Source organism: Kaistia dalseonensis (assembly GCF_030814715.1).
Taxonomy (GTDB): Bacteria; Pseudomonadota; Alphaproteobacteria; order Rhizobiales; family Kaistiaceae; genus Kaistia; species Kaistia dalseonensis.
Genome location: NZ_JAUSVO010000002.1, coordinates 392,873 through 418,244 on the forward strand (window position 1 = coordinate 392,873; position 25,372 = coordinate 418,244).

Sequence of the window (25,372 nt, forward strand, 5' to 3'; positions counted from 1 at the left end):
CTACTCCACCTGCGTCACATCGCGCACGGCGCCACGATCGGCGCTGGTCGCCATGGCGGCATAGGCCCTGAGCGCGGTCGTGACGTTGCGCTTGCGCGGCTTGGCGGGCTTCCAGGCAGCCTTGCCCTTGGCCTCCATCGCCGCACGGCGCGCCGCCAGCTCCTCATCGGAGATCACGATACGCATCGAGCGGTTCGGGATATCGATCTCGATCGTATCGCCTTCCTCGACCAGGCCGATCGCGCCGCCCGAAGCCGCCTCGGGAGCGACATGGCCGATGGAAAGGCCCGACGTGCCGCCGGAGAAGCGGCCATCGGTGATCAGCGCGCAGGCCTTGCCGAGCCCGCGCGACTTCAGATAGCTCGTCGGATAGAGCATCTCCTGCATGCCGGGACCACCCTTCGGCCCTTCATAGCGGATGATGACGACGTCGCCCTCTTTCACCTTCTTGTTCAGGATGCCGTGCACGGCGTCGTCCTGGCTCTCGAAGATGACGGCGGGGCCGGTGAACTTCAGGATCGATTCGTCGACACCGGCCGTCTTCACGACCGAGCCGTTCGGCGCCAGATTGCCCTTCAGCACGGCCAGGCCGCCATCCTTCGAGAAGGCGTGCGGCACGTCGCGGATCGCGCCCTTTTCACGGTCGAGATCCAGCTCTTCCCAGCGCGCGCTCTGGCTGAACGCCACCTGGGTCGGCACGCCGCCCGGCGCTGCACGGAAGAATTCGCGCACGCTCTCGGAATTGGTCTGGCGGATATCCCAGCGCGCCAGCGCCTCGGCCAGCGTGGAGGAGTGAACCGTCGGCAGCTCCGTGTTCAGCAGGTCGGCGCGGGCGAGCTCGCCCAGGATCGCCATGATGCCGCCGGCGCGGTGGACGTCTTCCATGTGCACGTCCTGCTTGGCGGGCGCGACCTTGGAAATGACCGGCACGCGGCGCGACAGGCGGTCGATATCGTCGAGATTGAAATCGATCTCGGCTTCATGCGCCGCTGCGAGGATGTGCAGCACGGTATTGGTCGAGCCGCCCATGGCGATATCGAGCGTCATCGCATTTTCGAACGCGCCGAAGGAGGCGACGTTGCGCGGCAGCACGCTCTCATCGTCCTGCTCGTAATAGCGGCGCGTGATGTCGACGATCTGGTGGCCGGCCTCGACGAAGAGGCGCTTGCGATCGGAATGGGTCGCGAGCGTCGAGCCATTGCCGGGCAGCGACAGGCCGAGCGCCTCGGTCAGGCAGTTCATCGAATTCGCCGTGAACATGCCCGAGCAGGAGCCGCAGGTCGGGCAGGCCGAGCGCTCGATGACGGCGACGTCCTCGTCCGAGACCTTGTCGTCGGCCGCGGCGACCATGGCATCGACCAGGTCGAGCGCGACCTTCTTACCGTGCATGACGACCTTGCCGGCCTCCATCGGACCGCCCGAGACGAAGATCGTCGGGATGTTGAGGCGCAGCGACGCCATCAGCATGCCGGGGGTGATCTTGTCGCAATTGGAGATGCAGACCATCGCATCGGCGCAATGCGCATTGACCATGTATTCGACGCTGTCGGCGATGATCTCGCGCGAGGGCAGCGAATAGAGCATGCCGTCATGGCCCATCGCGATGCCGTCATCGACGGCGATCGTGTTGAACTCCTTGGCGACGCCGCCCGCCTGCTCGATCTCATGCGCGACGAGCTGGCCCAGATCCTTCAGATGGACATGGCCCGGCACGAACTGCGTGAACGAGTTCACCACCGCAATAATCGGCTTGCCGAAATCCCCATCCTTCATGCCGGTGGCGCGCCAAAGGCCGCGGGCACCGGCCATGTTGCGGCCGTGAGTGGTGGTGCGGGAACGGTAAGCAGGCATGTGAACCTCGCATGGTGGCGAGCGCTCCACAACGGGAACGCGGCCCCTCCGGCATATCCGGAAAGGCTAGGGGCGTGAAGATAGGTTTCGTTGCACCACAATGCCAATAAAGTCGAGAAAATTTCGCTTAGGCGCGGCCCTTGAAACGGGGGACGAGTTGCGCCAGCTTAAGCGGACGAGCGGGGTCCGGGCCCCTCTGGCGGTGTGTCGCCCACCGTGATGTCGGACCCTTAGAGCCCACAGGCCCGGCGACAGTGTGCTCGTTCCATGGATATGATCTCTTTTTTCGCGACCGATTTTCTCGGGCAGCCGGTTGGCGCCTGGGCCATTTTCTTCGTCGTCATCATCGCCCTGCTGGCCTTCGACCTCGGCATCGCCAATCGCGGCGACCACGAGATCGGCATCAAGCGAAGCCTGATCTTCTCGGCCTTCTATATCGGCGTGGCGCTGCTCTTCGGCGCCTGGATCTGGTTCAGCCAGGGACCGGTCTCCGGCATGAACTACCTGACCGGCTTCGTGGTCGAGAAGAGCCTCGCGCTCGACAACATCTTCGTCATCTCGCTGATCTTCGGCACGTTCGCGATCCCGCGCGCCTACCAGCATCGCGTGCTGTTCTGGGGCATTGTCGGCGTGGTGATCCTGCGCGCGATCATGATCGGCCTCGGCGCGGCACTGATCTCGAACTTCGCCTGGATCCTCTACGTCTTCGGCGCCTTCCTCGTCTTCACCGGCATCAAGATGCTGTTCGCCGGCGACGAGCCGATGAACCTGGAAGAGAGCAAGATCATCCGCTTCGTGCGGCGCATCGTGCCGGTGACGCCCGCCCTGCACGGCCACAAGTTCTTCGTGCGCCAGCCGGAGCCCGGCACGGGCGCGATGAAGCTGGTCGCGACGCCGCTTTTCCTGGCGCTGATCACGATCGAGATCGCCGACATCGTGTTCGCGGTCGACAGCGTGCCGGCGGTCTTCGCCATCACGACCGACCCCTACATCGTCTATACGAGCAATATCTTCGCGATCCTCGGCCTGCGCGCGCTCTATTTCGCGCTCGCCGCCGCCGTTCACCGCTTCCATTATCTGAAATATGCGCTGGCGCTGGTGCTGGTCGCGGTCGGCGCCAAGATCTTCTGGGCCCATCTCGTCGGACCCGTCCCGTCCGCCATCTCGCTCGGCCTGACCATGGCCCTGCTCGCCGGCGGCGTCATCGTCTCGCTCTGGAAGACGCGCAACGACCCTGTCGAAAACCACGCGAAGCCTCATCGCTCCGCGTGAGGACGGCCGCGCGTCAGGCCGGCTCGAGCGCCGTCTCGACCAGCTTCGCCAGATAGGACGAACCGAACGGGATCACGTCGTCGTTGAAGTCATAGGATGGGTTGTGCAGCCCGGCGCTGGCGCCATTGCCGACGAAGATGAAGGCGCCGGGCCGCTTCTCCAGCATGTAGGAGAAATCCTCGCCACCCATCATCGGCGCCGCCTCGGTGTCGACGCGATCGGCGCCGACGATGGCGGAGGCCACGCGGGCCGCGAAGCCCGTTTCCTTCACATGGTTGCGCGTGACCGGATAGTTGCGGTCGTAATCGACCTCGATCGTGGCGCCGAAGGTCGCCGCGACGCCGGCGGCGATCGCGCGGATGCGCGCCTCGGCGAGGTCCCGCATCTCCGTCGTCAGCGTGCGGACCGTGCCACCGAGCCGGGCGGTCTCGGGGATGATGTTGTGCGCGTCGCCGGCATGGAACTTCGTCACAGAGACGACGACCGATTCGAGCGGATCGACCGAGCGCGAGACGATCGTCTGCATCGCCTGAACCAGCTGCGCGCCAACCACGACCGTATCGATGGTCAGGTGCGGCTTGGCGGCATGGCCGCCGATCCCGCGAATGTCGAAATTGAACTCGTCGGTCGCGGCCATGATCGGGCCGGTGCGGATCGCGAAATGGCCGAGATCAAGGCCGGGCATGTTGTGCATGCCATAGACCTCGTCAATGCCGAAGCGCTCCATCAGCCCGTCTTCGACCATGGCGAGGCCACCGCCGCCGCCCTCTTCGGCCGGCTGGAAGATGACCACCGCCGTACCGTCGAAATTGCGCGTCTCGGCCAGGTAGCGCGCCGCGCCGAGCAGCATGGCGGTGTGGCCGTCATGGCCGCAGGCGTGCATCTTGCCCGGAACGGTCGAGGCATAGGGCTTGCCTGTGATCTCCTGGATCGGCAGCGCATCCATGTCGGCCCTGAGCCCGATGGTCTTGCCGCCGGTGCCCCGCCTGCCCTTGATCACGCCGACGACGCCCGTGCGGCCGAGGCCGGTCACGATCTCGTCGACGCCGAACTCCTTCAGCCGTTCGGCGACGGTCGCGGCCGTGCGGTGCACTTCGTAGAGCAGCTCGGGATGGCGATGCAGATCATGCCGCCAGGCGACGACATCGTCCTGATATTCGGCGAGACGGTTGATGATCGGCATCGTGACCCCCTGACAACGCGACGGAAGCAGCCAGTCTAGCTGCACCGCAACAAAAAATCACGCCGCGGCTTGCAGCCCGCCCGCCTGGCGGATGAAGGCGACGACCTCGTCGACATTGTGCCCGGCGCGCACATTGGTGAAGACGAAGGGCCGGCTGCCGCGCATCTTCTTCGAATCGCGGTCCATCACTTCGAGCGAGGCGCCGACCATCGGCGCGAGATCGATCTTGTTGATCACGAGCAGGTCCGAGCGGGTGATGCCAGGGCCGCCCTTGCGCGGGATCTTCTCGCCGGCCGAAACGTCGATGACATAGATCGTGATGTCGGCGAGCTCGGGCGAGAAGGTCGCGGCGAGATTGTCGCCGCCCGATTCGATCAGGATGACGTCGAGATTGGGGAAGCGCTTGTTGAGATCGGCCACGGCGGCCAGATTGATCGAGGCATCCTCGCGGATCGCCGTATGCGGGCAGCCGCCCGTCTCGACGCCGAGGATGCGATCGGGATCGAGCGCGCCGGAGCGCGTCAGGAACTCGGCGTCTTCCTTGGTGTAGATGTCGTTGGTGATGGCCGCGATGTCGTAATCGTCGCGCAGCTTCTTGCACAGCGCATCCATCAGCGCCGTCTTGCCGGAGCCGACGGGGCCGCCGACGCCGACACGAAGAGGTCCGTTGGGGGAGCGGGTCATGAGCGGAACAGCCTCGTATACTGGGTTTCGTGTTTCATGCTGGCGATATCGGCCCGGAACACCGCGCCGCCGAGCGCGTCGAGCGGCCGATCCTTCACGGCCTCCACCACCTCGTGCACGATGGGGCCGAGCCCGGCGATGATGCGCTGGCCGTCGGTCTGCCCGAGCGGCACGGCGCGCAGGCCGGCCGAGATGATATTGGCGGCGAAGGCATGGAGATAGGCGTTGATCGCCGCGCCGCGCGGCACGCCGTGAACGGCGGCTGCGAGCGCCACGGCCACCGGATAGGCCGTGCCGTCTTCGCCATCGACGAACGGCAAAAGATGTTCGAGCGCCGGCGCCGGCCAGGCGGCGCGGAGCGCGAGCAGGAAGGCCCGTCCCTGCGACAGCGATTCGAGCCGGCGTTCCGCCGATGGTTGGAAGGCGACGGCAAGCGCGGCGATCTCGGCGAGCGCCGCGCCATCGTCGCACATGGCCGCATCCCACGCATGGGCAAACAGGATCGCATCCGAGCGGCCGGCGCCATGGCGTAATATGTCGGCGACCCAGAGCGTGAGCTCGGGCGTGCTGGTGACGGTGCCGTCCTCGATCGCCCATTCCAGGCCGTGGCTGTAGCTGAATGCGCCGACTGGAAAGGACGGCGACAGCCAGCTCATCAGCCGGTGCAGCGCGGCGACGTCGAGCCACTCGTCCCACGCAGGGCCGTCCAGTCCCGGCGCCGCGGCCCCATCAGCCATGAGTGTGGCCGTGGTGATGGTCGTGGCCGTCATGGTCGTGGTCATGCGCTTCGCTGTGGCTATGGCTGTGCGATTCGCTATGGGAATGGCTGTGGGCGTGAGCGTGAGCGTGGCCGGCATGATCATGCGCGCCGTGATCATGATGCTGATCGTCATGATGATGATCGTCACGGGCATGATCATGGTGGGCGTGATCATGGTGATCGTGGCCATGGTCGTCATGCGGCAGGTCGTGGCCGTGCACGCGGCCATGGCCATAGGCGCCGCCCTCGGGATCGAAGGCTGCATCGATCGGCGTCACGATCGCGCCGAGGCCGACCAGCATCGCCTCGATGACATGGTCGCGGCGGATGCGCAGCCGATCGCCGAGCAATTGCGTCGGCAGATGGCGATTGCCGAGATGCCAGGCGATGCGCACCAGATGGGCCTGGTTCTCGGCCGTGACCTCGACGAGTGCCTCGGGCGCCGCCTCGACGGCGACGATGCGCCCGTCCTCAAGCAACAGCCCATCGCCATGGGCGAGCGCCACGGCCTCCGGCAGGTCGAGCAGGAAGGCCGTCCCGCCCTTGGCCGACATGGCGACACGACGCCGATGCCGCGCATCGAAATCGAGCAGCACGACATCGGAAGCGGCCTTCGACCAAAGGCCGGCGGGATAGACGGAAGTGGCGCGGATCATGACGGGGTACCGGGGAAATAGTTGGGGTCGAGTATCTGCTCGACGGAATAGGGGCATTCTTCAGGAAAGGTCGCTTCGGACAGGTTCGTCTCCTCTGCCGCCTTCAGCCCAGCCAGCCAATACTGCCGGGCGAGCACTTCGTCCGGGTAACCACGCAGGCTCGGGCTGTCGTCGATTTCGCTGCGGATCTCCGCTCGCGCTTCGCCGATGGAGGCGCGCCAGCTGTTGGACCGACGCTCGGGCTGATATTCCCATTTCAGGAGATGATGAAGAAGCACGACGAGCCGATGTCGAATTTCCTTCCGTTGCGATCGCCCCACGCTGTCGATCTCCTCGGCGACATTGTCCCAGTCGATTTCGTTCTGGCGGCGCGCGCGCAGCTTCTCCGCCTGGTCCTGCGTCCAGGCGTAGAAATCCGCTTCGTAATCGACGGCCGGGTGGGTCGCAGCCTTGGTGCTCATCGGACAGGCTCATTGAGCAGGCGCGCCTGGTCCATCGCCCACGCAAAGAAATCCCCCTCGTAAGAGGCGGATTCCTTCGTCGGACGCTCGGCGAGCTTCGGCTTGGTCGTGCTCATGCCCTCAATCTAGAACAGGAAGTACCTCTGCGCCATCGGCAGCACATCCGCCGGTTCGCACGTCAGCAATTCGCCATCGGCGCGCACTTCATAGGTTTCCGGATCGACCTCGATATGCGGCGTGGCGTTGTTGTGGATCATCGAGTGCTTGCCGATGCCGCCACGCGTGTTATCGACGGCGACCAGTTCCTTGTCGACGCCGAGCCGCTCCTTGATGCCGTTGTCGAGCGCTGCCTTGGAGACGAAGGTGACCGATGAATTGGTCATCGCCTTGCCGAAGGCGCCCCACATCGGCCGGTAGTGCACCGGCTGCGGCGTCGGGATCGAGGCATTCAGATCGCCCATCGGCGCAGCGGCGATCATGCCGCCGACCACGACGAGATCGGGCTTCACGCCAAAGAAGGCCGGCGACCAGATGACGAGGTCCGCGCGCTTGCCGATCTCGATCGAGCCGACCTCGCGGGCGAGGCCCTGCGCGATCGCCGGGTTGATCGTATATTTGGCGACGTAGCGCTTGACGCGGAAATTGTCGTTGTCGCCCGTCTCCTGCGCGAGGCGGCCGCGCTGGACCTTCATCTTGTGGGCCGTCTGCCAGGTCCTGAGCGGCACCTCGCCGACGCGGCCCATGGCCTGGCTGTCCGACGAGATGATCGAGAAGGCGCCGAGATCGTGCAGAATGTCCTCGGCGGCGATCGTCTCCTTGCGGATGCGGCTCTCGGCGAAGGCCACGTCCTCGGGGATCGAATTGTCGAGGTGGTGGCAGACCATGAGCATGTCGAGATGCTCTTCGAGCGTGTTGCGCGTATAGGGCCGCGTCGGATTGGTCGAGGAGGGGATGACGTTCGGCAGGCCGACGACGCGGATGATGTCGGGCGCGTGGCCGCCGCCGGCGCCCTCGGTGTGGAAGGCGTGGATCGTGCGCCCCTTCATCGCGGCGATCGTATCCTCGACGAAGCCCGATTCGTTCAACGTGTCGGTGTGGATCATCACCTGCACGTCATAATCATCGGCGACCGAAAGGCAGCAATCGATCGCGGCAGGCGTCGTGCCCCAGTCCTCGTGCAGCTTCATGCAGGAGGCGCCGCCCTCGATCATCTCGACCAGAGCCGCCGGCTGCGAGGCATTGCCCTTGCCGGAGATCGAGACGTTGATCGGGAAGGAATCCATCGCCTGGATCATGCGGCCGATATGCCAGGGGCCGGGCGTGCAGGTGGTGGCGAGCGTGCCGTGCGCCGGCCCGGTGCCGCCGCCGACAAAGGTCGTGACGCCCGACATCAGCGCTTCTTCGATCTGCTGCGGCGCGATGAAGTGGATGTGCGAATCGATGCCGCCGGCCGTGACGATCTTGCCTTCGGCCGCGATCACCTCGGTGCCCGGCCCGATGATGATGTTGACGCCGGGCTGCACGTCGGGATTGCCGGACTTGCCGATCGCGACGATGCGGCCGCCCTTCAGGCCGATATCGGCCTTCACGATGCCCCAGTGGTCGACGATCAGCGCATTGGTCAGCACGGTGTCGACCGCGCCGCCGGCGCGCGTCACCTGGCTCTGGCCCATGCCGTCGCGGATCACCTTGCCGCCACCGAACTTCACCTCCTCGCCATAGGTGGTGAAATCCTTCTCGACCTCGATGATCAGCTCGGTATCGGCCAGACGGACCTTGTCGCCGACAGTCGGCCCGAACATGTGCGCATAGGAATGACGGGAAATCTTAGCCATCTTCAATCTCCTGTCAGGCGAGCGCGCCCATGATCTTCTGCTGGAAGCCGTAGACTTCGCGGGTTCCCCCGAAGGGCACCAGCGTCACGGTGCGGGTCTGGCCCGGCTCGAAGCGCACGGCCGTACCAGCCGCAATGTCGAGCCGCATGCCGCGCGCCTTGTCGCGGTCGAAGCTGAGCGCGTTGTTCGTCTCGAAGAAGTGATAATGACTGCCGACCTGGATCGGCCGGTCGCCGGCGTTGGAAACGTCGAGGGTGACGGTCGGCAGGCCGACATTGATCTCGATGTCGCCATGCGCGGAAATGATTTCGCCTGGAATCATGATGGGCCTCAGCGGATCGGTTCGTGCACGGTGACGAGCTTCGTTCCATCCGGGAACGTCGCCTCGACCTGGACGTCGTGGATCATCTCGGCGATGCCGGGCATGACCTGGGCGCGGGTGACCACATGGGCGCCCGCCTCCATCAGGTCGGCGACGGTGCGGCCGTCGCGCGCGCCCTCGACGACGAAGTCCGAAATGAGCGCGATCGCTTCGGGATGGTTCAGCTTGACGCCCCGCTCCAGCCGCTTGCGCGCCACGATCGCGGCCATCGCGATCATCAGCTTGTCTTTTTCACGCGGTGTCAGATTCATGCCAGGACCTCACCGATTCCCCATCATTCATGATCAACAATGCCAGACGCGCGACATGGGCCGACCGCGAATGGCCTTTGCTACGATTTCGATATCCTGCCGCAAGATCTGGCTGGTTGCAGCCAGAAAACGCACGCACAGTATTTCACCCCAGGCGCTTGCGCCCGTCTCGCCGCGCGTGCCCTCCAGCGCCGCCCGGACCGCTTCGAGCCGCGCACCGGCCGCCTTGTCGAGGAGCACCAGCGTCGCCGCCGCCGTGGCGCCGCCGCCGGTTGCCCCACGTCCGAGCAGCGTCGCCGCGTCACCGTCGATCGATATGCCGTCGGCAAAGACGAGCCGGCCACCACGCCGCACGCGCCAGCGATCGGCGAGCGACAATGTCTTCACCGTCTCGCCCATGGCACCGCGTCCGAAGACGATGCTCTCGAGCAGCAGCGCGCTGGCATCCTCGGCGAGGTCGACCTCCAGATTGCGGTCGAGCGCGGACCGATCGAACAGGATCGTCTCCTGCGGCAACCAGTCGAGCCGTGCGCCGGCACCAACCGTCAGCCGGTTCTCGATCCGGCCGGCCCCGGCAAGCCTGCGATAGATGCGCTCGGCTGCCTGCGTCGTGACGACGGCGGATGCCCCGGCGCCGATATCGACCTCGAAGACGAGATGATCGCCGCCCGTGACACCGCCGGACGTATTGAGAAGCACCGCCTCGGGCGGATCGCCCGGCTCGACGCGCGGCAGACGGATCTTGCAGCAACCCTGCTGGTGAAATTCCCGGAGGCGGATCGCGTCGCCATCGCGGCGGAAGGAAATGCGCGCATGACCCTTGGCGCGCTGCATGACCGGCGCGCCCTGGATGACCGGCAAGCCCTGGCCTGCGTCCTGATCGTTCGCAGCAACCACGGCCGACATGATCATTCCCCGATATGCGCGGCGCGCGAAACGCGCCGTCAAAGTCTCTTCGGCCCGGCGCACCGATCCGGCGCGGCCCAGCCTCGCAGTTCACGTTATCCCGGCGCAGGCGAAGCCGTCCATATGCCGCCGACGGAAAAGGCGGCAAGCACCGTTTGTCGTCTTGAGCGGGGCGTGCCGGCTCAGGAGATCGGTACAGGAACCGGCCGATTTTCACCGTTTTTTCATGGACTTCGAAATTGTGACCGCGCCGCGGCGCCTCCCGGCTTTGCCAAGGACGCCGCTTATCGAGTATGGAATGACTTCGCGCGCCCGGCCTCGTGCCCTCGCGGCGTCGTTGTCGGACCGCCCTTTTCAGGACCTGCTACCGTGACGCGATCGATCACCCGCTTCCTCGCCGCCCTGCTTCTGATCGGATTCGGGCTCGGCAAGGCCGCCGCCATCGAGACGCCCTATATCGTCGTCGACATGGGAAGCGGAAAGGTCCTGGCACAGCGCAACCCCTACCAGCTCTGGTATCCCGCCTCGATCACCAAGCTGATGAACGCCTATGTCGTGTTCAAGGCGCTGAAGCAGGGCCGCATCACGCTCGACACGCAGGTCGTCGTATCGCGCCATGCCCTCGACGAGCCGCCGAGCAAGATGGGCTTCAAGGTCGGGACGGTCATCAATCTCGACAATGCCCTGAAGATGATGCTGGTCCATTCGTCGAACGACATCGCCATGGCGATCGCCGAGACGGTGGGCGGCAGCGAAGAGGGCTTCGTCGCCATGATGAATGCCGAAGCCGCGGGCCTCGGCATGACATCGTCGCATTTCATCAATCCGAACGGCCTGCCCGGGCCGGGACAGCACACGACTGCGCGCGATCTCGCCGTTCTCGCGCAGGCGCTCTGGACGGAATATCCGGAAAAGCGCCCGCTCTTCGGCATTTCCGCCATCCGCTCCGGCAACAAGGTCATGAAGTCGGCCAATACGCTCCTGGAGCGCTATCGCGGCACAGTCGGCATGAAGACGGGCTTCATCTGCTCGTCCGGTTTCAACGTCGTCGCGGTGGCGACGCGGAACGGGCGGACGCTCGCCGCCGTCGTGCTCGGCTCGCAGAACGCCAAGGATCGCGCCGAGTTGGCAGGGCGGTTGTTCAACCAGGGTTTCGGCATGCTCTCGCTGCCGGGACAGCGCCCGACGCTCGCCAATTCGCGCGGCTCCTCGCCGATTCCCGACGTGATCGACATGCGCGACGAGGGCGTCTGCAAGAAGAAGGATCGCGGCGAGAACGAAGCCGATGCTGACAAGATCGACGACGTGGTCACAGCCAGCGCGCTCGAGCCGCGCTTCAAGCTGATGGAGCCGGTCACGGTCACGACGCTCGGCATCCGGAAGGCGGATGGCAGCGTGGGCGTCGCCACGGCGGCCGATACGCAGGACGACCCGCCCGCCGTGAAGTCGCCCAAGAAGCCGAAGGCGACAAAGAAGAGCACCGAGAGCAAGCCGAAGAAGGCCGCCGTCTCGAAGGAGACCAAGGCGAGCGCGCCGGCCGCGGCCCCGAAGCCGCAGGCCAAGGCGGCGCCCAAGCTCGAAGTCGGCGTGCCGTTCGAATCGACCGACATCGCCCCGCTGCCCGACATGCCGGCCCCGGCGACGCAATGACCGCGCCTTCAGGCCGCAAGCCGCCTATCCCGCTCACCGTCCTCACCGGATTCCTGGGCGCCGGCAAGACCACGCTGTTGAACCGCCTGCTCAAGGATCCGGCGCTTGCGGGCACGGCCGTCATCATCAACGAATTCGGCGCGGTCGGGCTCGATCACCTGCTCGTCGGCGAATCCGAGGACGGCATCATCGAGCTCTCCTCCGGCTGTCTGTGCTGCACGATTCGCGGCGCGCTCGTCACCACGCTGGAAAATCTCCTGCGCGCGCTCGACAATCACCGCATCGAGCGGCTCGACCGCGTGATCATCGAGACGACCGGCCTCGCCGATCCCGCCCCCGTGCTGCAGAGCGTGCTGCTGCACCCCTATCTCTCGATCCGATACCGGCTCGACGGCGTCGTGACGGTGGTCGATGCGGTCAATGGCGCCAGGACGATCGAGACGAGCTGGGAGGCTGCGCGCCAGATCGCCGTGGCGGATCGGATCGTGCTGACCAAGACGGATCTTTCGGCCGCCGATCCGGGCATTCGCGCAACGATCCGCCGGCTGAACCCGTCGGCGCGTATTCTCAATGCCGTGGATGGCGAGGCCGAGCCGTCGCAGCTCTTCGATACACAGCCCTTCAGCACGGACGGCAAGATCGCCGACGTCGCCGCATGGCTCGCCGGCGACGAGCACGAGCACGAGCACGAGCACGAGCACGAGCACGAGCACGAGCACGAGCACGAGCACGAGGATGCCCACGCCCATCACGACGTCAACCGGCACGATGCGCGGATTCGCAGCTTCGTCGCGACGCGGGCGACGCCGATTTCGCGCGCGGCACTGGAGGATTTCCTCTCCCGCCTGGCCGAGCGCCACGGCGAGCATCTGCTGCGCATCAAGGGCCTGATCCAGACGGCGGGCGATCCCGATCGGCCGCTGGTCGTGCAGGCCGCGCAGACGATTTTCCATCCGCCGGCGAGCCTGCCCGCCTGGCCGAGCGCCGATCACCGCTCGCGGCTCGTGCTGATCGTGCGCGACCTGCCGGAAGAGGCGGAGGATGCGATCATCGGCGCCTTCTCCGACCTGCCGCGCACCGACACGGCCGATGCGCGTACGATCGCCGACAATCCGCTCGCGATCGCCGGCTTCTCCGGCCGCTTCCAGCCGCGCTGACTCAGACCGCGAGGTCGAGCCGGCGGCGGAACTCGTTCAATATGTTGCGATAGAGATCGTCGCCCTCGACCGCATCTTCGAGCCCGACATCGATATTCGGATTGTCGTTGACCTCGACGACGAAGACGCCGTCATCCGTCTCCTTGAGGTCGACGCCATAGAGCCCGTCGCCGACGGCTTCCGCGGCCTGGACCGCCACCGCCAGCACCTGCCGGGGAACGGCGCGCATCGGCACGGCCTCCGTCGCGCCCTCCTCGGGCGGGCGACCGGCAATGTGGTGGAAGATCTGCCAGTGATCACGCGCCATCCGGTAGCGGCAGACGAAGATCGGCTTGCCCGCCAGCACGCCGACGCGCCAGTCGAACGGCGTATACATCCATTCCTGCGCGACGATCAGCGAGGAATGCCGGAACAGGTCGCGGCCGAGCCCGGCCAGCGCCTCGGGATTATCGACCTTGACCACGCCGATGCCGCTGCTGCCATCCGGTTTCTTCAGCACGAGGGGATAGCCGAGCTGCTCGGCCGCCTCCGCGAGGCCGGCGCGGCTGGTCGTGAGCGAGCGCGGCGTCGGGATGTGATGGCGTTGCAGCAACTCGGCCAGATAGATCTTGTTGCCGCAATGCAGGATCGACTGCGAATCGTCGATGACCGGCTGGCCATGGCGCTCCGCCGATTTGGCGAAACGGAATGAGGCGTGGCGCACGCCCGTCGTCTCGCGGATGAACAGCGCGTCGAACGCCGAGAGCTGCGCGGCATCGCCATGGCGGATGAGGGCGATGCGCATGCCCATGCGCGCGCCGACCTCGCGGAACTTGCGCAGCGTCTCCGCGCGCGAGGGCGGCAGTTCCTCGTCGGGATCATGCAGGATGGCGATGCTGGGCGTGGCATGCGGGCGCATGTCGCGCGCCTTGGCCGGACCGCGCGTCCAGTCACGCAGCCCCTGCTCCAGCGCCGGGCGGCAGCTATCGGGCAGCTCGCTCAATCCCATGACGCGGATCGCCACCACCGCCTCCATGGCATCATCGAACTGGATCGACAGCAGCGGACAGGGACATTCGGCAAAGGCGCGATCGGCGAGCGGCTGCAGGGCAGGATCGACCGCGCGGCCGAAGACGACGATCAGGCCATCGCGCCGGGCGAGCGCGCCACCTTCCCGCAACAGCGCCAGTTCGGCGCTCAATTCCTTGAGCATGGCGCGTTGCAGCGGCCCCTGCTGCAGCACCGACAGCGTGCTGGCGGCGGGAATGACCGGTTGTCCGCGCGCCTCGGCGATCAGCGAACAATAATAGCCGAGCGAGAGATAGTCGCGGACGTCGCAGAGATTGACCACCAGACTGTGTCGGTCGCCCGATCTCCGGCTCAGGAAATGACTGCCGTCGACCACGGGGCTGTCGGTATCGACCAGCCCGATATCGGCAGCGTGTTCGACGACGAGCGTCGCATGTCGCATCATCAACTCCGGGAGTTCTGTTCGTTCGGGGGCAAGGCGGCGTCGACGATCGACGCGACCCCTCAGCGCAGGCGTAGCGTGGCGCGGCCCCAGCGGCCGAAATCGGCCTCGAACTGCTGGCCGGGAATGGCCTGAAGAATGCCGCAGCAGGCGCTGACGGCGACGATGTCGCCGGCCTCGGTCACGTTGCCGCGTCCGGCCAGCACCCGAGCCAGATGAACCAATCCGTCGAGGGCGTCGCGGAGCGCATCGCCGGCCGACACCTCGGCGAGCTTCTGCCCGTCGACGACCGCGCTGATCGATAGCTCACGGGCCGCCGGATCGCCGGGATCGACTACGCCCGCGCCGATCACATGGCAGGCGGCGAGGCCAAAATCGGCCGTGGCGGTCCAGTCGTTCAGCGGAACGGCGCCCGTCACCCGACGCGCCAGCACGACAAGGCCGGGACGGCCATGAATGATCGCATGGAGCAGCGAGGCGAGATCGATCGCCTCTCCCGGCATCGGATAGGGACGGCCGAAGGTGAAGACGAACTGGCAGCAGACGCCGAGCGTGCCCTGGGGCAGACGGTAACGCGCGCCGGACGGCACGATGTCATGCTCGAGCAGCGGCCCGCAGATCGGCTCATGGAGATTGAGCAGCCGGCGGCTCTGCGCATCGGCACCCGTGACCGTGTAGCCCTTCGACCAGCTCGCATAGGCGATGACGGCCTCGGTCTGCACCGACTCCGCCTCGGCTTGCGAACGGATGGACTTGAGGGGAAGCTCGGACGTCGAGGAAAACAGGCGGTTATCCGCCAACGCACGACCGAGTAGTTCTATCGCCGATGGATCCATGATCTTCTATCGACCCTGATATTGAAACCCGGCCGAAATATAGATCCTGGAGCGAGATTACCTAATTAATTGATCGCTATACTGGAACGGCGACTTTCCTATGGATTCTTTATACGGAAAGACACCCTTTCACGGCAGGCGCTACACCGCAGGACGCTTCCGTTCTACCAGCTGTCCTTGTGCTCGATATGCGCCGCGCCGAGTATCGGGCCCGGAACGCCGTCCAGCCCCTCCTCCTGAAGCAGGACCGCGCAGCCGTCGGCCTTGCTCTGGTGATACTCGCCCATCGGCAGATCGACCTGGATCGGCTCGCCGCGCCACATCGCGATCGGCCGCATCTTGCGCACGACATTGTAGTAATCGAGCGTCTTGCTGCCGTTTTCGCCGCGATCGACCGGGACGCGGACATGGCGCTCATAGAGCACGAGCCAGAGCGTCGCCTTGCGGGGATTGTCGACCGCGTCCGCGCCGACGGAAACACTGAACGCATCACTGGTCTTGCCGATCGTGATCGGGACAGAGAGCGCGGGGCCAGCCTCGAGCGCGTCGTTGACGGCCGTCTCGTCGCTGCCGATGACATGGCTGCGGCCGTTCACGACCATTTGCGGCGTGTAGATCTGGCGGTCACCGCGCGCGGCGGCATAGGCCTTCTGCCGCTCGGTGAACTCATGCGTCGCGAGCGTGTCCTTCCAGCCCTGGTAATCCCAGTAATCGACCGAGAAGGAGAGCGAAACGATATCGGGACGCTTGGCATATTCCTCAAGCAGCTCGTCAGCGGGCGGGCACGAGGCGCAGCCCTGGCTGGTGAACAGCTCGAGAACGGCGGAAACCCGCTCGCCCTGCAATGCACCTGCCGACGCCGCTGGAATCACCAGGCAGAGCAGCAGCACACCGATGACTGATTTTCGTATCGACATTCGTCGAAATTGATCCCGACCAAGAAGCGTGAACACCGATGCTCGCGCCACCATCCCCGCATTGGAATAGCTAGGCTTGTCCTTGATCGCGAGCCAGTCAAATTCGGGTGACTGATCGTATAGCGGCGAAAGTTACGTATTGCAGAGGTCGGGGGGCAGACCCGCGCCACCGCCCTGCGGCGGCGCGGGAAGGTCGAGAAAAGCGCGTCAGGCGACGAGCTTGCGCAGCACATATTGCAGGATGCCGCCATTCCTGAAGTAGTCGAGCTCGTCGAGCGTATCGATGCGGCAGAGGAACGGCACGACCTTGGTGGAGCCGTCGGCGAAGGTGATCTCGGCATCGAGCATCTGGCGCGGCTTCAGATCGCCGGCAATGCCCTTGATGGTGACGACCTCGTCACCCTTGAGGCCGAGCGTCTGCCACGACGTGCCTTCCTCGAAGACCAGCGGAACGATGCCCATGCCGACGAGGTTCGAGCGATGGATGCGCTCGAAGGACTGCGCGATGACGGCGCGGATGCCGAGCAGCTTGGTGCCCTTGGCCGCCCAGTCACGCGACGAGCCGGTGCCGTATTCCTTGCCGGCGAACACGACGAGCGGAACGCCCTCGGCCTTGTACTTCATCGCCGCATCGTAGATCGGCATTTCGGTGCCGTCGGGCCAATGCTTGGTGAAGCCGCCTTCCTTGCCGCCCAGCATCTGGTTCTTGATGCGGATGTTGGCGAAGGTGCCGCGCATCATCACTTCGTGATTGCCGCGACGCGTGCCGTACTGGTTGAAGTCGGCCGGGCGGACCTGATGATCGCGCAGATACGAGCCGGCGGGGCTTGCTTCCTTGATCGAACCGGCGGGCGAAATGTGGTCCGTCGTGATCGAATCGAGGAAGAGGCCCATCACCCGGGCATTGATGATGTCGGTGATAGCCTCGGGATCGCGCGACATGCCGACGAAATAAGGCGGGTTCTGCACATAGGTCGAGCGATCGTCCCAGGCATAGGTCTCGCCCTGCGGCACGGCGATCTTCTGCCAGTTCACATCGCCCTTGAAGACATCCGCATATTTGGCCTGGAACATCTTCTTGGTGACGTTCTCGCGGATGAACCTGGCGATCTCCTGGTTCGACGGCCAGATATCCTTGAGATAGACGGGCTGGCCATCCGAACCGGTGCCGAGCGGCTCGGTCGTGAGGTCGATCTGCATCGAGCCGGCGAGCGCATAGGCGACGACCAGCGGCGGCGAGGCGAGATAGTTCGCCTTGACGTCGGGGTTCACGCGGCCTTCGAAGTTGCGGTTGCCGGAAAGGACCGCCGCGGCGACGAGGTCGCCCTGGTTGATCGCGACCGAGATATCCTCCGGCAGCGGACCGGAATTGCCGATGCAGGTGGTGCAGCCGAAGCCGACCAGATTGAAGCCGAGCGCGTCGAGGTCCTTCTGCAGGTCGGCGGAGTTCAGATACTCCTCAACCACCTGCGATCCCGGCGCGAGCGAGGTCTTCACCCACGGCTTGGACTTGAGGCCCTTGGCGACCGCATTGCGGGCGAGCAGGCCGGCGGCGATCAGCACGCTCGGATTGGAGGTGTTGGTGCAGGAGGTGATGGCGGCGATCGTCACGTCGCCGTGACCGACGGTGAAATCGCTGTTGGCGACCGCGACGCGCTTGTCGGCTTCGCCCGGCTTCTTGAACTCGCCCTCGAGGGAGGCGAGGAAACCGGCCTTGGTGTCGGAGAGCAGCACGCGATCCTGCGGGCGCTTCGGACCGGCGAGCGAAGGGAGCACGGTGGTGATGTCGAGCTCGAGCACGTCGGTGAAGACCGGATCGGCAAGGCCGGGCTCGCGCCACATGCCCTGTGCCTTGGAATAAGCCTCGACCAGCGCGATGCGCTCGGCCTTGCGGCCGGTCTCGTCGAGATAGGCGATCGTCTCGCTATCGACGGGGAAGAAGCCGCAGGTTGCACCATATTCAGGCGCCATGTTGCCGATCGTGGCGCGATCGGCGAGCGAGAGATGGTCGAGGCCGGGGCCGAAGAACTCGACGAACTTGCCGACGACGCCCTTCTTGCGCAGCATCTGCGTCACGGTCAGCACGAGATCGGTGGCGGTGATGCCCTCGTTCAGCTTGCCGGTGAGCTTGAAGCCGATGACCTCGGGAATGAGCATGGAAACCGGCTGGCCGAGCATGGCCGCCTCAGCCTCGATGCCGCCGACGCCCCAGCCGAGCACGCCGAGGCCGTTCACCATGGTGGTGTGGCTGTCGGTGCCGACGCAGGTATCGGGATAGGCGACGGTCTCGCCGTCCTCCGTCTTGGTCCAGACGGTCTGGGCAAGATATTCCAGGTTCACCTGGTGGCAGATGCCGGTGCCGGGCGGCACGACGCGGAAATTGTCGAAGGCCGACTGGCCCCATTTCAGGAAGCGGTAGCGCTCCTGGTTCTGCTTGTATTCCTCTTCGACATTCTTGCCGAAGGCCTGCGCATTGCCGAAGAAATTGACGATGACGGAGTGGTCGATGACGAGATCGACGGGCACCAGCGGGTTGATGCGCTTCGGATCGCCGCCGAGATTGACCATCGCGTCGCGCATGGCGGCGAGGTCGACCACGGCGGGAACGCCGGTGAAGTCCTGCATCAGCACGCGGGCCGGGCGATAGGCGATCTCGCGCTCGTCCTTGCCGCGCGAGACCAGCCAGTCCTTGATCGCGATGATGTCGTTCTTGGTGACCGAACGGCCATCTTCGTTGCGCAGCAGATTCTCGAGCAGCACCTTGAGCGAGAAGGGCAGGCTGGAGATGCCGTCGAGGCCGTTCGCCTCCGCATCCTTCAGGCTGAAATAGACATAGCTCTCCGCGCCGACCTGAAGGGTCTTGCGGGATTTGAAGCTGTCGGGATGCTCAGTGCTCACGATGGACTCGTCCTCGGTTCGGTCGCGGAAACGCTTGGCCGAAGTCGATGCACGAACCGTGCCCGACCCGGTCAGGCGCACCCAATGATGACGGCGGAGGCGGAAGGCTCGGCGCGCGATCCATCAAAGGGGTGGTGACGCAGGTCTTTACCGCGGCGCAACCGGCGCGCCGGGTTGCAGGCCTTATAATGAATTTCGTAAGGAGAAGCCAGATCAAGGAAAGTCCGTGCGCTTGGAACAATTCGAAAATAAATCCCACCCCGATCGCGCCCGACGCACGGCGCCGGAAGCCTGTTCATGAGACAGCTTTCGGTCTGCGATCTCGCCGTCGAGCGCGGTGGGCGGCCGATCCTGGCGGATCTTTCCTTCACGCTTCGCAGCCGCGAGCTGCTTCTCGTCACCGGCCGCAACGGGGCCGGCAAGTCGACCTTGCTGCGCGCCATTGCCGGCCTGCTACCCCACGTCGCAGGTACGATATCGATCGATCCGGCCGATGGGCCGGTCGGCGAGCACGCCCATTATTTCGGCCATCTCGACGGCCTCAAATCCTCGCTCACCGTCGCCGACAATCTGGCGCTCTGGACGCGGATCGCCGGCGCGCCCGGCGTCGACATCATCGCGGCGCTGGAGGAGGTCGGCCTCGATCATCTCGACGATCTTCCCGCCGCCTATCTCTCGGCCGGCCAGAGGCGGCGCGTCGGACTCGCGCGCCTGCTTCTCGTCCGCCGGCCGCTCTGGCTGCTGGATGAACCGACCTCGGCGCTCGACGCGGAAGCGGAGGCGACCTTCGGCGACCTGCTCGCCGCGCATCTCGCGCGAGGCGGCCTCGCCATTGCCGCCACCCACCGCCCCATGCCGGTTCCGGCTACGGCCACCCTCGCGCTCGAGGCGCGCTGATGGGCTTCTTCCTCGCCCTGATCGGCCGCACCGCCCGCCTGTCGCTCGGCGCCGGCGGCGGCGCGTTCACCGGACTGGTCTTCTTCCTGTCGGTCGTATCCGTGGTGCCGTTCGGCGTCGGCCCCGACATGCCGCTGCTCGCCCGCATCGGGCCGGCCATGCTCTGGATCGCCGCCCTGCTCGCGACGCTGCTCGGCCTCGACCGCCTGTTCCAGGACGATCGCGACGACGGAACGCTCGACCAGCTGATTCTCTCGGGCCTGCCGCTCGAACTCGTCGTGCTCGCCAAGGCGACCGGCCATTGGCTCGCGACAGGATTGCCGCTCGTCATCGGCACGCCCGTCTTCGGGCTGATCCTCGGCCTCGACGGCACCGCCATCGGCCTCGTCACGCTGACGCTGCTGCTCGGCACCCCGGCACTGACCTTCATCGGCGCGATCGGCGCGGCGCTGATCACGGCACTGCGCCGCGGGGGCCTGCTCGTCGCCGTGCTGGTGCTGCCCTTCACCATTCCCGTGCTGATTTTCGGCGTCAGTACGGTTTCGGCCGCAACGACCGACGGCCCGAGCATCGCGACGCCGCTGCTGATCCTGGTCGCGCTGTCGCTCGCCAGCGCCGTCATCGGCCCGATAGCCGGCGCCGCCGCGATCCGGGCGGCGCTGGACTAGCGGAGCCGAACGAAATCAGCGCGAAAGGACCACGTCGACCTTCTGGCCGGCAGAGACGGAGACGAACTTCATGACGTCGCCGCCCTGTCTCCGACCGTCCGCCATCCATAGAATTTCGGTGACGATCAGATAGCTGCCAGCCGGAATGCCCGAGAACGTGAACCGTCCCGCGCCATCCGCCAGCGTCGTCCGGAAATATTGCAGGAGGCGCCCATCTCCGTTCGAGATATTGACCGGCCCGTACGCCCGAGACCCCTTGTTGTAGATCTCCCGCGTATAGCTCGTATCGGGCAGGAGGTAGACCGTGCTGCCGGAGGCATAGACGACGCCGCCATAGCTGCTGCGCATGAACGCCCGGCCGGAGATGACGGAATCGCCTTTTCCTTTCGCATAGTCATGCTCGGAAGGATTGAATGGCACCTGAACGGTCACTGCCTGCACGCAACCGGACAAACATACTATTCCCGCCAATACGGCGATCGTTGTTGATTTCATTCTCGCCTCCGCCCTGATCGCATCAGGCTTGACGAAGCTCCGCATTGTGTCAAGTCGCCACCGCAATTCTGGATAGATGCGGTCGATCGATGAGGCTAGCCGATCGTCATCAGATTGGCGTTGCCGCCGGCCGCAGCCGTGTTGGTGCTGATCGAGACTTCCTCGACGAGACCGGAAAGCGCGAAGTCCTCGCGGCCGGAGGCGAGCCCCTCGACGGAGACGGCATGGATCGCCACGAGCGCGCCGGGCCGATCGGCGATCTCCCGGTTGAGCGCCGCGAGCGCATCGCCATCGCCCTCGAACAGCACGGCGTCGAAGGGAGCAGCGAGGTCGTGTGACACTGCGGCCAGTCGCGCGCGGACGGCTTCGGGCAGCGAATCGACCAGACCGTCACGTGCGGCCGTCCGCTCGATCACGACGCGGTTGCCGGCCGCAAGGGCGGCGCCGAGCGCCTTGAAGAACCCGTCCTCCGTCTGCGCCCTGATCAGGATGGCGCCGCGCGGACGCAGGCCATAGATATCCCGTTCGCCGACCGGGCCCTTCAGTTCGCGCGGCACGCCGAGGCCCCCTCGCAAGGCATAGTCACGGCAGCGCGCCGCCACCTCGCCACGACCCGTGGCGTCGAGCCAACCCGCAAGCGCCGATGCGGCCGGATCCAGCGTGGCGCCGGGCTGCGCGGGCAGCAGATCGGGATGTGGCACGACCAGGCGCGTCAGATAGAGCGGGCCGCCGGCCTTCGGCCCCGTGCCGGAGAGGCCGTTGCCGCCAAAGGGCTGCACGCCGACCACCGCGCCGATCACATTGCGGTTCACATAGATATTGCCGGCCTCGATCCGCTTGGTGACCGCCGCGATCGTCTCGTCGATCCGCGTATGCAGGCCGAAGGTGAGGCCGTAGCCCGTGCCGTTGATATCGTCGACGAGCGCATCGACCTCGTCGCGCCGATAGCGCAGCACATGCAGCACCGGACCGAACACCTCCTGCTCGACATCGGATATCGCCTCGATCTCGATCAAAGTCGGCGGAACGAACGTGCCGTGCCGCGCGCCTTCGGGCAGGGGCAACGCCTCGACCGCAAGGCCACAGCCACGCATCGCCATGACATGGGCCTCGATCTTGTCGCGCGCCTCCGCGGTGATGACCGGTCCGACATCGGTCGCGAGGCGGTCCGGATTGCCGATGACGAGCTCGGCCATCGCGCCCTTCAACATGGCGAGCATGCGATCGGCGACATCCTCCTGCACGCAGAGAATGCGCAGCGCCGAGCAGCGCTGGCCGGCGCTGTCGAAGGCCGACTGGATCACGTCGGTCGCGACCTGCTCGGCAAGCGCGGAGGAATCGACGATCATCGCATTCTGCCCGCCGGTCTCGGCGATCAGCGGAATGACGCGGCCCTCGGGCGTCAGCCGCTGCGCCAGGCTCTTCTGGATCAGCCGCGCAACCTCGGTCGAGCCGGTGAACATCACACCGCGCACATGCGGATCGGCGACCAGTGCCGCGCCGATTCGTCCGTCACCGGGCAAGAACTGCAGCGCGGCGGCGGGAACACCCGCCTCGCGCAGGATACGGATCGCCTCGGCCGCGATCAGCGGCGTTTCCTCGGCCGGCTTCGCCAGCACCGGATTGCCCGCAGCGAGCGCAGCGGCGATCTGGCCGGTGAAGATCGCGAGCGGGAAATTCCACGGGCTGATGCAGACGACCGGCCCGAGCGGGCGGTGCGTATCGGGCTCGAAGCCGGATTTCACCTGCTCGGCATAATAGCGCAGAAAATCGACGGCCTCGCGCACTTCGGAGACGGCGTTCGGAATGGATTTCCCCGCCTCGCGCACGATCAGCCCGATCAGGGCCGGCATGCGCTCTTCGAGCAGATCCGCCGCGCGTTCGAGGCTCGCGGCGCGCTCGATCGGCGGCGTGGCGGCCCAGATCGGCGCAAAGCCGACGGCGTTCTCGAAGGCGGTGGTGATCGCGGCCTCGTCGGCGCTGACCACCGTGCCGACGTGGTCGCGGTGATCGGCCGGGTTGATGACCGGTGCCGCCTCGCCCGCTATGACCGCCTCGCCGACCAGCGGCTGCGCGCTCCAGGCCGTGCGGCCGCTCCCCAGCAGCGTCGCCGCGAGCGAGGCGAGGCGCTGCTCGTTGGTGAGGTCGAGACCGGCCGAATTCAGCCGCTCGCCGGCGAAGAGATCGCGCGGCGCCGCGATCCTCGGATGCGGTGCGCCAACCGGCACCAATTGCGCCGCCGCCTCGACCGGATCGGCGATCATCTCATCGACCGAGACATCCGGGTCGGAAATGCGATTGACGAAGGAGGTGTTGGCGCCGTTCTCGAGCAGGCGGCGAACAAGATAGGCGAGCAGCGTCTCATGCGTTCCGACCGGCGCGTAGATCCGGCAGGGCCGGCCGAGCTTGTCGGGGCCGACCACTTCCTCATAGAGCGGCTCGCCCATGCCGTGCAGGCACTGGAACTCGTACTGGCCGGCATAATAGTTCTCGCCCGCCATGGTCATGACGGTGGCGAGCGTCTGCGCATTGTGGGTCGCGAATTGCGGGAAGATCGCGTCGGGCGCCGCGAGCAGCCGCCGCGCGCAGGCGAGATAGGACACGTCGGTGTGGATCTTGCGCGTATAGACGGGGAAATCCTCGAGCCCGTCGATCTGGGCGCGCTTGATCTCGCTGTCCCAATAGGCACCCTTGACCAGCCGCACCATGATCCGCCGCCGGCTGCGGCGCGCGAGATCGATCAGGTAGTCGATGACGAAGGGGCAGCGCTTGCCATAGGCCTGGATGACGAAGCCGATCCCGTTCCAGCCGGCAAGCTCCGGATCGAAGCAGAGCGCCTCCAGCAGATCGAGCGAGATCTCCAGCCGGTCCGCTTCCTCGGCGTCGATATTGAGGCCGATATCATAATGACGCGCGAGCACCGCGAGCGCCTTCAGCTTTGGCAGCAATTCGCCCATGACGCGATCGATCTGCGCGCGAGAGTAGCGCGGATGCAGCGCCGAGAGCTTCACGGAAATGCCCGGGCCTTCATAGATGCCGCGCTTGCCCGAAGCCTTGCCGATCGCATGGATCGCCTGCTCGTAATCGGCGTAATAGCGCGCCGCATCAGCAGCCGTCATCGCGGCCTCGCCGAGCATGTCATAGGAATAGCGGAAGCCCTTGGCCTCGTGCCGGCGGCTGTTGGCGAGCGCCTCGCCGATCGTCTGGCCGGTGACGAACTGCTCGCCCATCAGCCGCATGGCGATCTCGACGCCCTTGCGGATCAGCGGCTCGCCGCCGCGCCCGATCAGCCTCGACAGGGCCGAGGAGAGATTGCGCTCGCTCGCCGTGCCGGTGAGCTTGCCGGTGACGACGAGGCCCCATGTGGCCGCATTGACGAAGAGCGAGGGGCTGTGGCCGAGATGGGACTGCCAGTCGCCCGTCGCGATCTTGTCGCGGATCAACGCCTCGCGCGTCGCACGGTCGGGAATGCGCAGCAGCGCCTCCGCCAGGCACATCAGCGCCACGCCTTCCTGGGTCGAGAGCGAGTATTCGCGGATCAGCCCATCGACGCGGCCGGCCGTCGCCTTGGCGCGCAGGGCCTCCACCAGTTCGCGCGCGATACGGCTCGCCTCCGCCTTCGCCGAAGCGGGGAGAGCGGCCTCGGATATCAGGAATGGCAGGCATTCGGTCTCGGGCCGGCGATAGGCGGCGGTGATCCGCGCCCGAAGCACGCTTTGCGGCCGGATGCCCTCGGCGAAGGCGAGGAACGGATCGAGCCCCGATGGCGATCCGCCCGGCAGGTCCGGCGTTCCCGCCTCGTCATCCGCGCAGGCGACATCGCCGCGCTCGGCCCGCTCGATCGCGGCGATCAGCCCCTGCTTCGCCAGCCAATGCGGCGTGCGGCCGATTCCCTCCGCCGCCGCCTTCAGCCGCGCCCGCAGTTCCTCGTCGACCTTGATCCCGACTGTCGTGCTCATGCCCATGCTTCCGCTCGCCCATCTCTCGACATGGATAGCATAGCCTTGCCGCGACAGGTTTCACTATTTCAAAGCAATAGGTGCAACCTTTCCGGCCAAGCAGAGCGCCGAGGGTTTCACCTGGTGGCGACCGGCCTTTCCAGCGCCTTTGTCGATCGCGGCACAATATCTCAATAGTAAGACCCTGAGCGCGATGCGCTTAGC

General features: G+C 65.9%; 21 protein-coding genes. 5 read left to right on the forward strand and 16 right to left on the reverse strand.

Translation table 11 applies throughout. The features are described 5' to 3' along the window. Complete coding sequence (ilvD, locus tag QO014_RS08020) at window positions 1–1,851, reverse strand: dihydroxy-acid dehydratase (protein ID WP_266348159.1); 1,851 nt, start codon at window positions 1,849–1,851, stop codon at window positions 1–3. A 276-nt stretch (window positions 1,852–2,127) separates the two neighbouring features. On the opposite strand from ilvD, the gene QO014_RS08025 reads away from it, so the two are divergent. Then, window positions 2,128–3,123, forward strand: coding sequence for a TerC family protein (locus QO014_RS08025; RefSeq protein ID WP_370877118.1), 996 nt, complete (start codon window positions 2,128–2,130; stop codon window positions 3,121–3,123). A 13-nt stretch (window positions 3,124–3,136) separates the two neighbouring features. Here QO014_RS08025 and QO014_RS08030 read toward each other — a convergent pair whose 3' ends face one another. The 9 genes from QO014_RS08030 to QO014_RS08070 all read right to left on the reverse strand — a co-directional run bounded on the left by QO014_RS08030 (window position 3,137) and on the right by QO014_RS08070 (window position 10,241). Continuing rightward, window positions 3,137–4,306, reverse strand: coding sequence for a M20 aminoacylase family protein (locus QO014_RS08030; RefSeq protein WP_266348161.1), 1,170 nt, complete (start codon window positions 4,304–4,306; stop codon window positions 3,137–3,139). 57 nt (window positions 4,307–4,363) lie between these two features. After that, window positions 4,364–4,990 (reverse strand): urease accessory protein UreG, encoded by a 627-nt coding sequence (gene ureG, locus QO014_RS08035; protein WP_266348162.1) that lies wholly within the window; start codon window positions 4,988–4,990, stop codon window positions 4,364–4,366. Next, window positions 4,987–5,772, reverse strand: coding sequence for an urease accessory protein UreF (locus QO014_RS08040; RefSeq protein WP_266348163.1), 786 nt, complete (start codon window positions 5,770–5,772; stop codon window positions 4,987–4,989). The genes ureG and QO014_RS08040 overlap by 4 nt, the downstream gene beginning before the upstream one ends. Then, entirely contained in the window at window positions 5,720–6,406 is a 687-nt protein-coding gene (locus QO014_RS08045) for an urease accessory protein UreE (RefSeq protein ID WP_266348164.1), read from the reverse strand. Before QO014_RS08045 ends, QO014_RS08040 begins: the two co-directional genes overlap by 53 nt. Further along, on the reverse strand, window positions 6,403–6,867 hold the full coding sequence (locus tag QO014_RS08050; RefSeq protein WP_266348165.1) for a DUF29 domain-containing protein: 465 nt from the start codon (window positions 6,865–6,867) through the stop codon (window positions 6,403–6,405). Before QO014_RS08050 ends, QO014_RS08045 begins: the two co-directional genes overlap by 4 nt. A 125-nt stretch (window positions 6,868–6,992) precedes the next feature. Continuing rightward, on the reverse strand, window positions 6,993–8,702 hold the full coding sequence (gene ureC, locus QO014_RS08055) for an urease subunit alpha (RefSeq protein WP_266348166.1): 1,710 nt from the start codon (window positions 8,700–8,702) through the stop codon (window positions 6,993–6,995). A 13-nt stretch (window positions 8,703–8,715) separates the two neighbouring features. Further along, window positions 8,716–9,024: an urease subunit beta gene (locus QO014_RS08060; protein ID WP_266348167.1), complete on the reverse strand. Its 309-nt coding sequence runs from the start codon at window positions 9,022–9,024 to the stop codon at window positions 8,716–8,718. 8 nt (window positions 9,025–9,032) lie between these two features. Further along, on the reverse strand, window positions 9,033–9,335 hold the full coding sequence (locus tag QO014_RS08065; RefSeq protein ID WP_266348168.1) for an urease subunit gamma: 303 nt from the start codon (window positions 9,333–9,335) through the stop codon (window positions 9,033–9,035). A 33-nt stretch (window positions 9,336–9,368) separates the two neighbouring features. Next, window positions 9,369–10,241 carry an urease accessory protein UreD gene (locus QO014_RS08070; protein ID WP_266348169.1) on the reverse strand — a complete coding sequence of 291 codons (873 nt, stop codon included), beginning with the start codon at window positions 10,239–10,241 and terminating at the stop codon, window positions 9,369–9,371. 369 nt (window positions 10,242–10,610) lie between these two features. On the opposite strand from QO014_RS08070, the gene QO014_RS08075 reads away from it, so the two are divergent. Both QO014_RS08075 and QO014_RS08080 read left to right on the forward strand, forming a co-directional pair. Continuing rightward, window positions 10,611–11,891, forward strand: coding sequence for a D-alanyl-D-alanine carboxypeptidase family protein (locus QO014_RS08075; RefSeq protein ID WP_266348170.1), 1,281 nt, complete (start codon window positions 10,611–10,613; stop codon window positions 11,889–11,891). Next, window positions 11,888–13,048, forward strand: a complete 1,161-nt coding sequence (locus QO014_RS08080) for a CobW family GTP-binding protein (protein ID WP_266348171.1) — start codon at window positions 11,888–11,890, stop codon at window positions 13,046–13,048. The genes QO014_RS08075 and QO014_RS08080 overlap by 4 nt, the downstream gene beginning before the upstream one ends. Window position 13,049: 1 nt before the next feature. Here QO014_RS08080 and QO014_RS08085 read toward each other — a convergent pair whose 3' ends face one another. The 4 genes from QO014_RS08085 to acnA all read right to left on the reverse strand — a co-directional run bounded on the left by QO014_RS08085 (window position 13,050) and on the right by acnA (window position 19,149). After that, a complete protein-coding gene (locus QO014_RS08085; protein ID WP_266348172.1) occupies window positions 13,050–14,501 on the reverse strand; it encodes a RimK-like ATPgrasp N-terminal domain-containing protein in 1,452 nt (483 codons plus the stop codon). A gap of 59 nt (window positions 14,502–14,560) precedes the next feature. Continuing rightward, window positions 14,561–15,220, reverse strand: a complete 660-nt coding sequence (locus QO014_RS08090; protein WP_266348173.1) for a hypothetical protein — start codon at window positions 15,218–15,220, stop codon at window positions 14,561–14,563. Window positions 15,221–15,498: 278 nt separating this feature from the next. Then, window positions 15,499–16,251, reverse strand: a complete 753-nt coding sequence (locus tag QO014_RS08095; RefSeq protein WP_266348174.1) for a DUF1223 domain-containing protein — start codon at window positions 16,249–16,251, stop codon at window positions 15,499–15,501. Window positions 16,252–16,458: 207 nt separating this feature from the next. Beyond that, a complete protein-coding gene (gene acnA / locus QO014_RS08100; RefSeq protein ID WP_266348175.1) occupies window positions 16,459–19,149 on the reverse strand; it encodes an aconitate hydratase AcnA in 2,691 nt (896 codons plus the stop codon). Window positions 19,150–19,446: 297 nt separating this feature from the next. On the opposite strand from acnA, the gene ccmA reads away from it, so the two are divergent. Both ccmA and ccmB read left to right on the forward strand, forming a co-directional pair. Continuing rightward, window positions 19,447–20,046, forward strand: coding sequence for a heme ABC exporter ATP-binding protein CcmA (ccmA, locus tag QO014_RS08105; RefSeq protein ID WP_266348176.1), 600 nt, complete (start codon window positions 19,447–19,449; stop codon window positions 20,044–20,046). Continuing rightward, window positions 20,046–20,714 carry a heme exporter protein CcmB gene (gene ccmB, locus QO014_RS08110; RefSeq protein ID WP_266348177.1) on the forward strand — a complete coding sequence of 223 codons (669 nt, stop codon included), beginning with the start codon at window positions 20,046–20,048 and terminating at the stop codon, window positions 20,712–20,714. The genes ccmA and ccmB overlap by 1 nt, the downstream gene beginning before the upstream one ends. Before the next feature lie 15 nt (window positions 20,715–20,729). Here the strand turns inward: ccmB and QO014_RS08115 are convergent, their stop codons facing one another. Continuing rightward, window positions 20,730–21,134: a hypothetical protein gene (locus QO014_RS08115; RefSeq protein WP_266348178.1), complete on the reverse strand. Its 405-nt coding sequence runs from the start codon at window positions 21,132–21,134 to the stop codon at window positions 20,730–20,732. Between the two features lie 170 nt (window positions 21,135–21,304). Beyond that, a complete protein-coding gene (gene putA, locus QO014_RS08120; RefSeq protein WP_266348179.1) occupies window positions 21,305–25,168 on the reverse strand; it encodes a trifunctional transcriptional regulator/proline dehydrogenase/L-glutamate gamma-semialdehyde dehydrogenase in 3,864 nt (1,287 codons plus the stop codon). Window positions 25,169–25,372 lie beyond the last annotated feature (204 nt).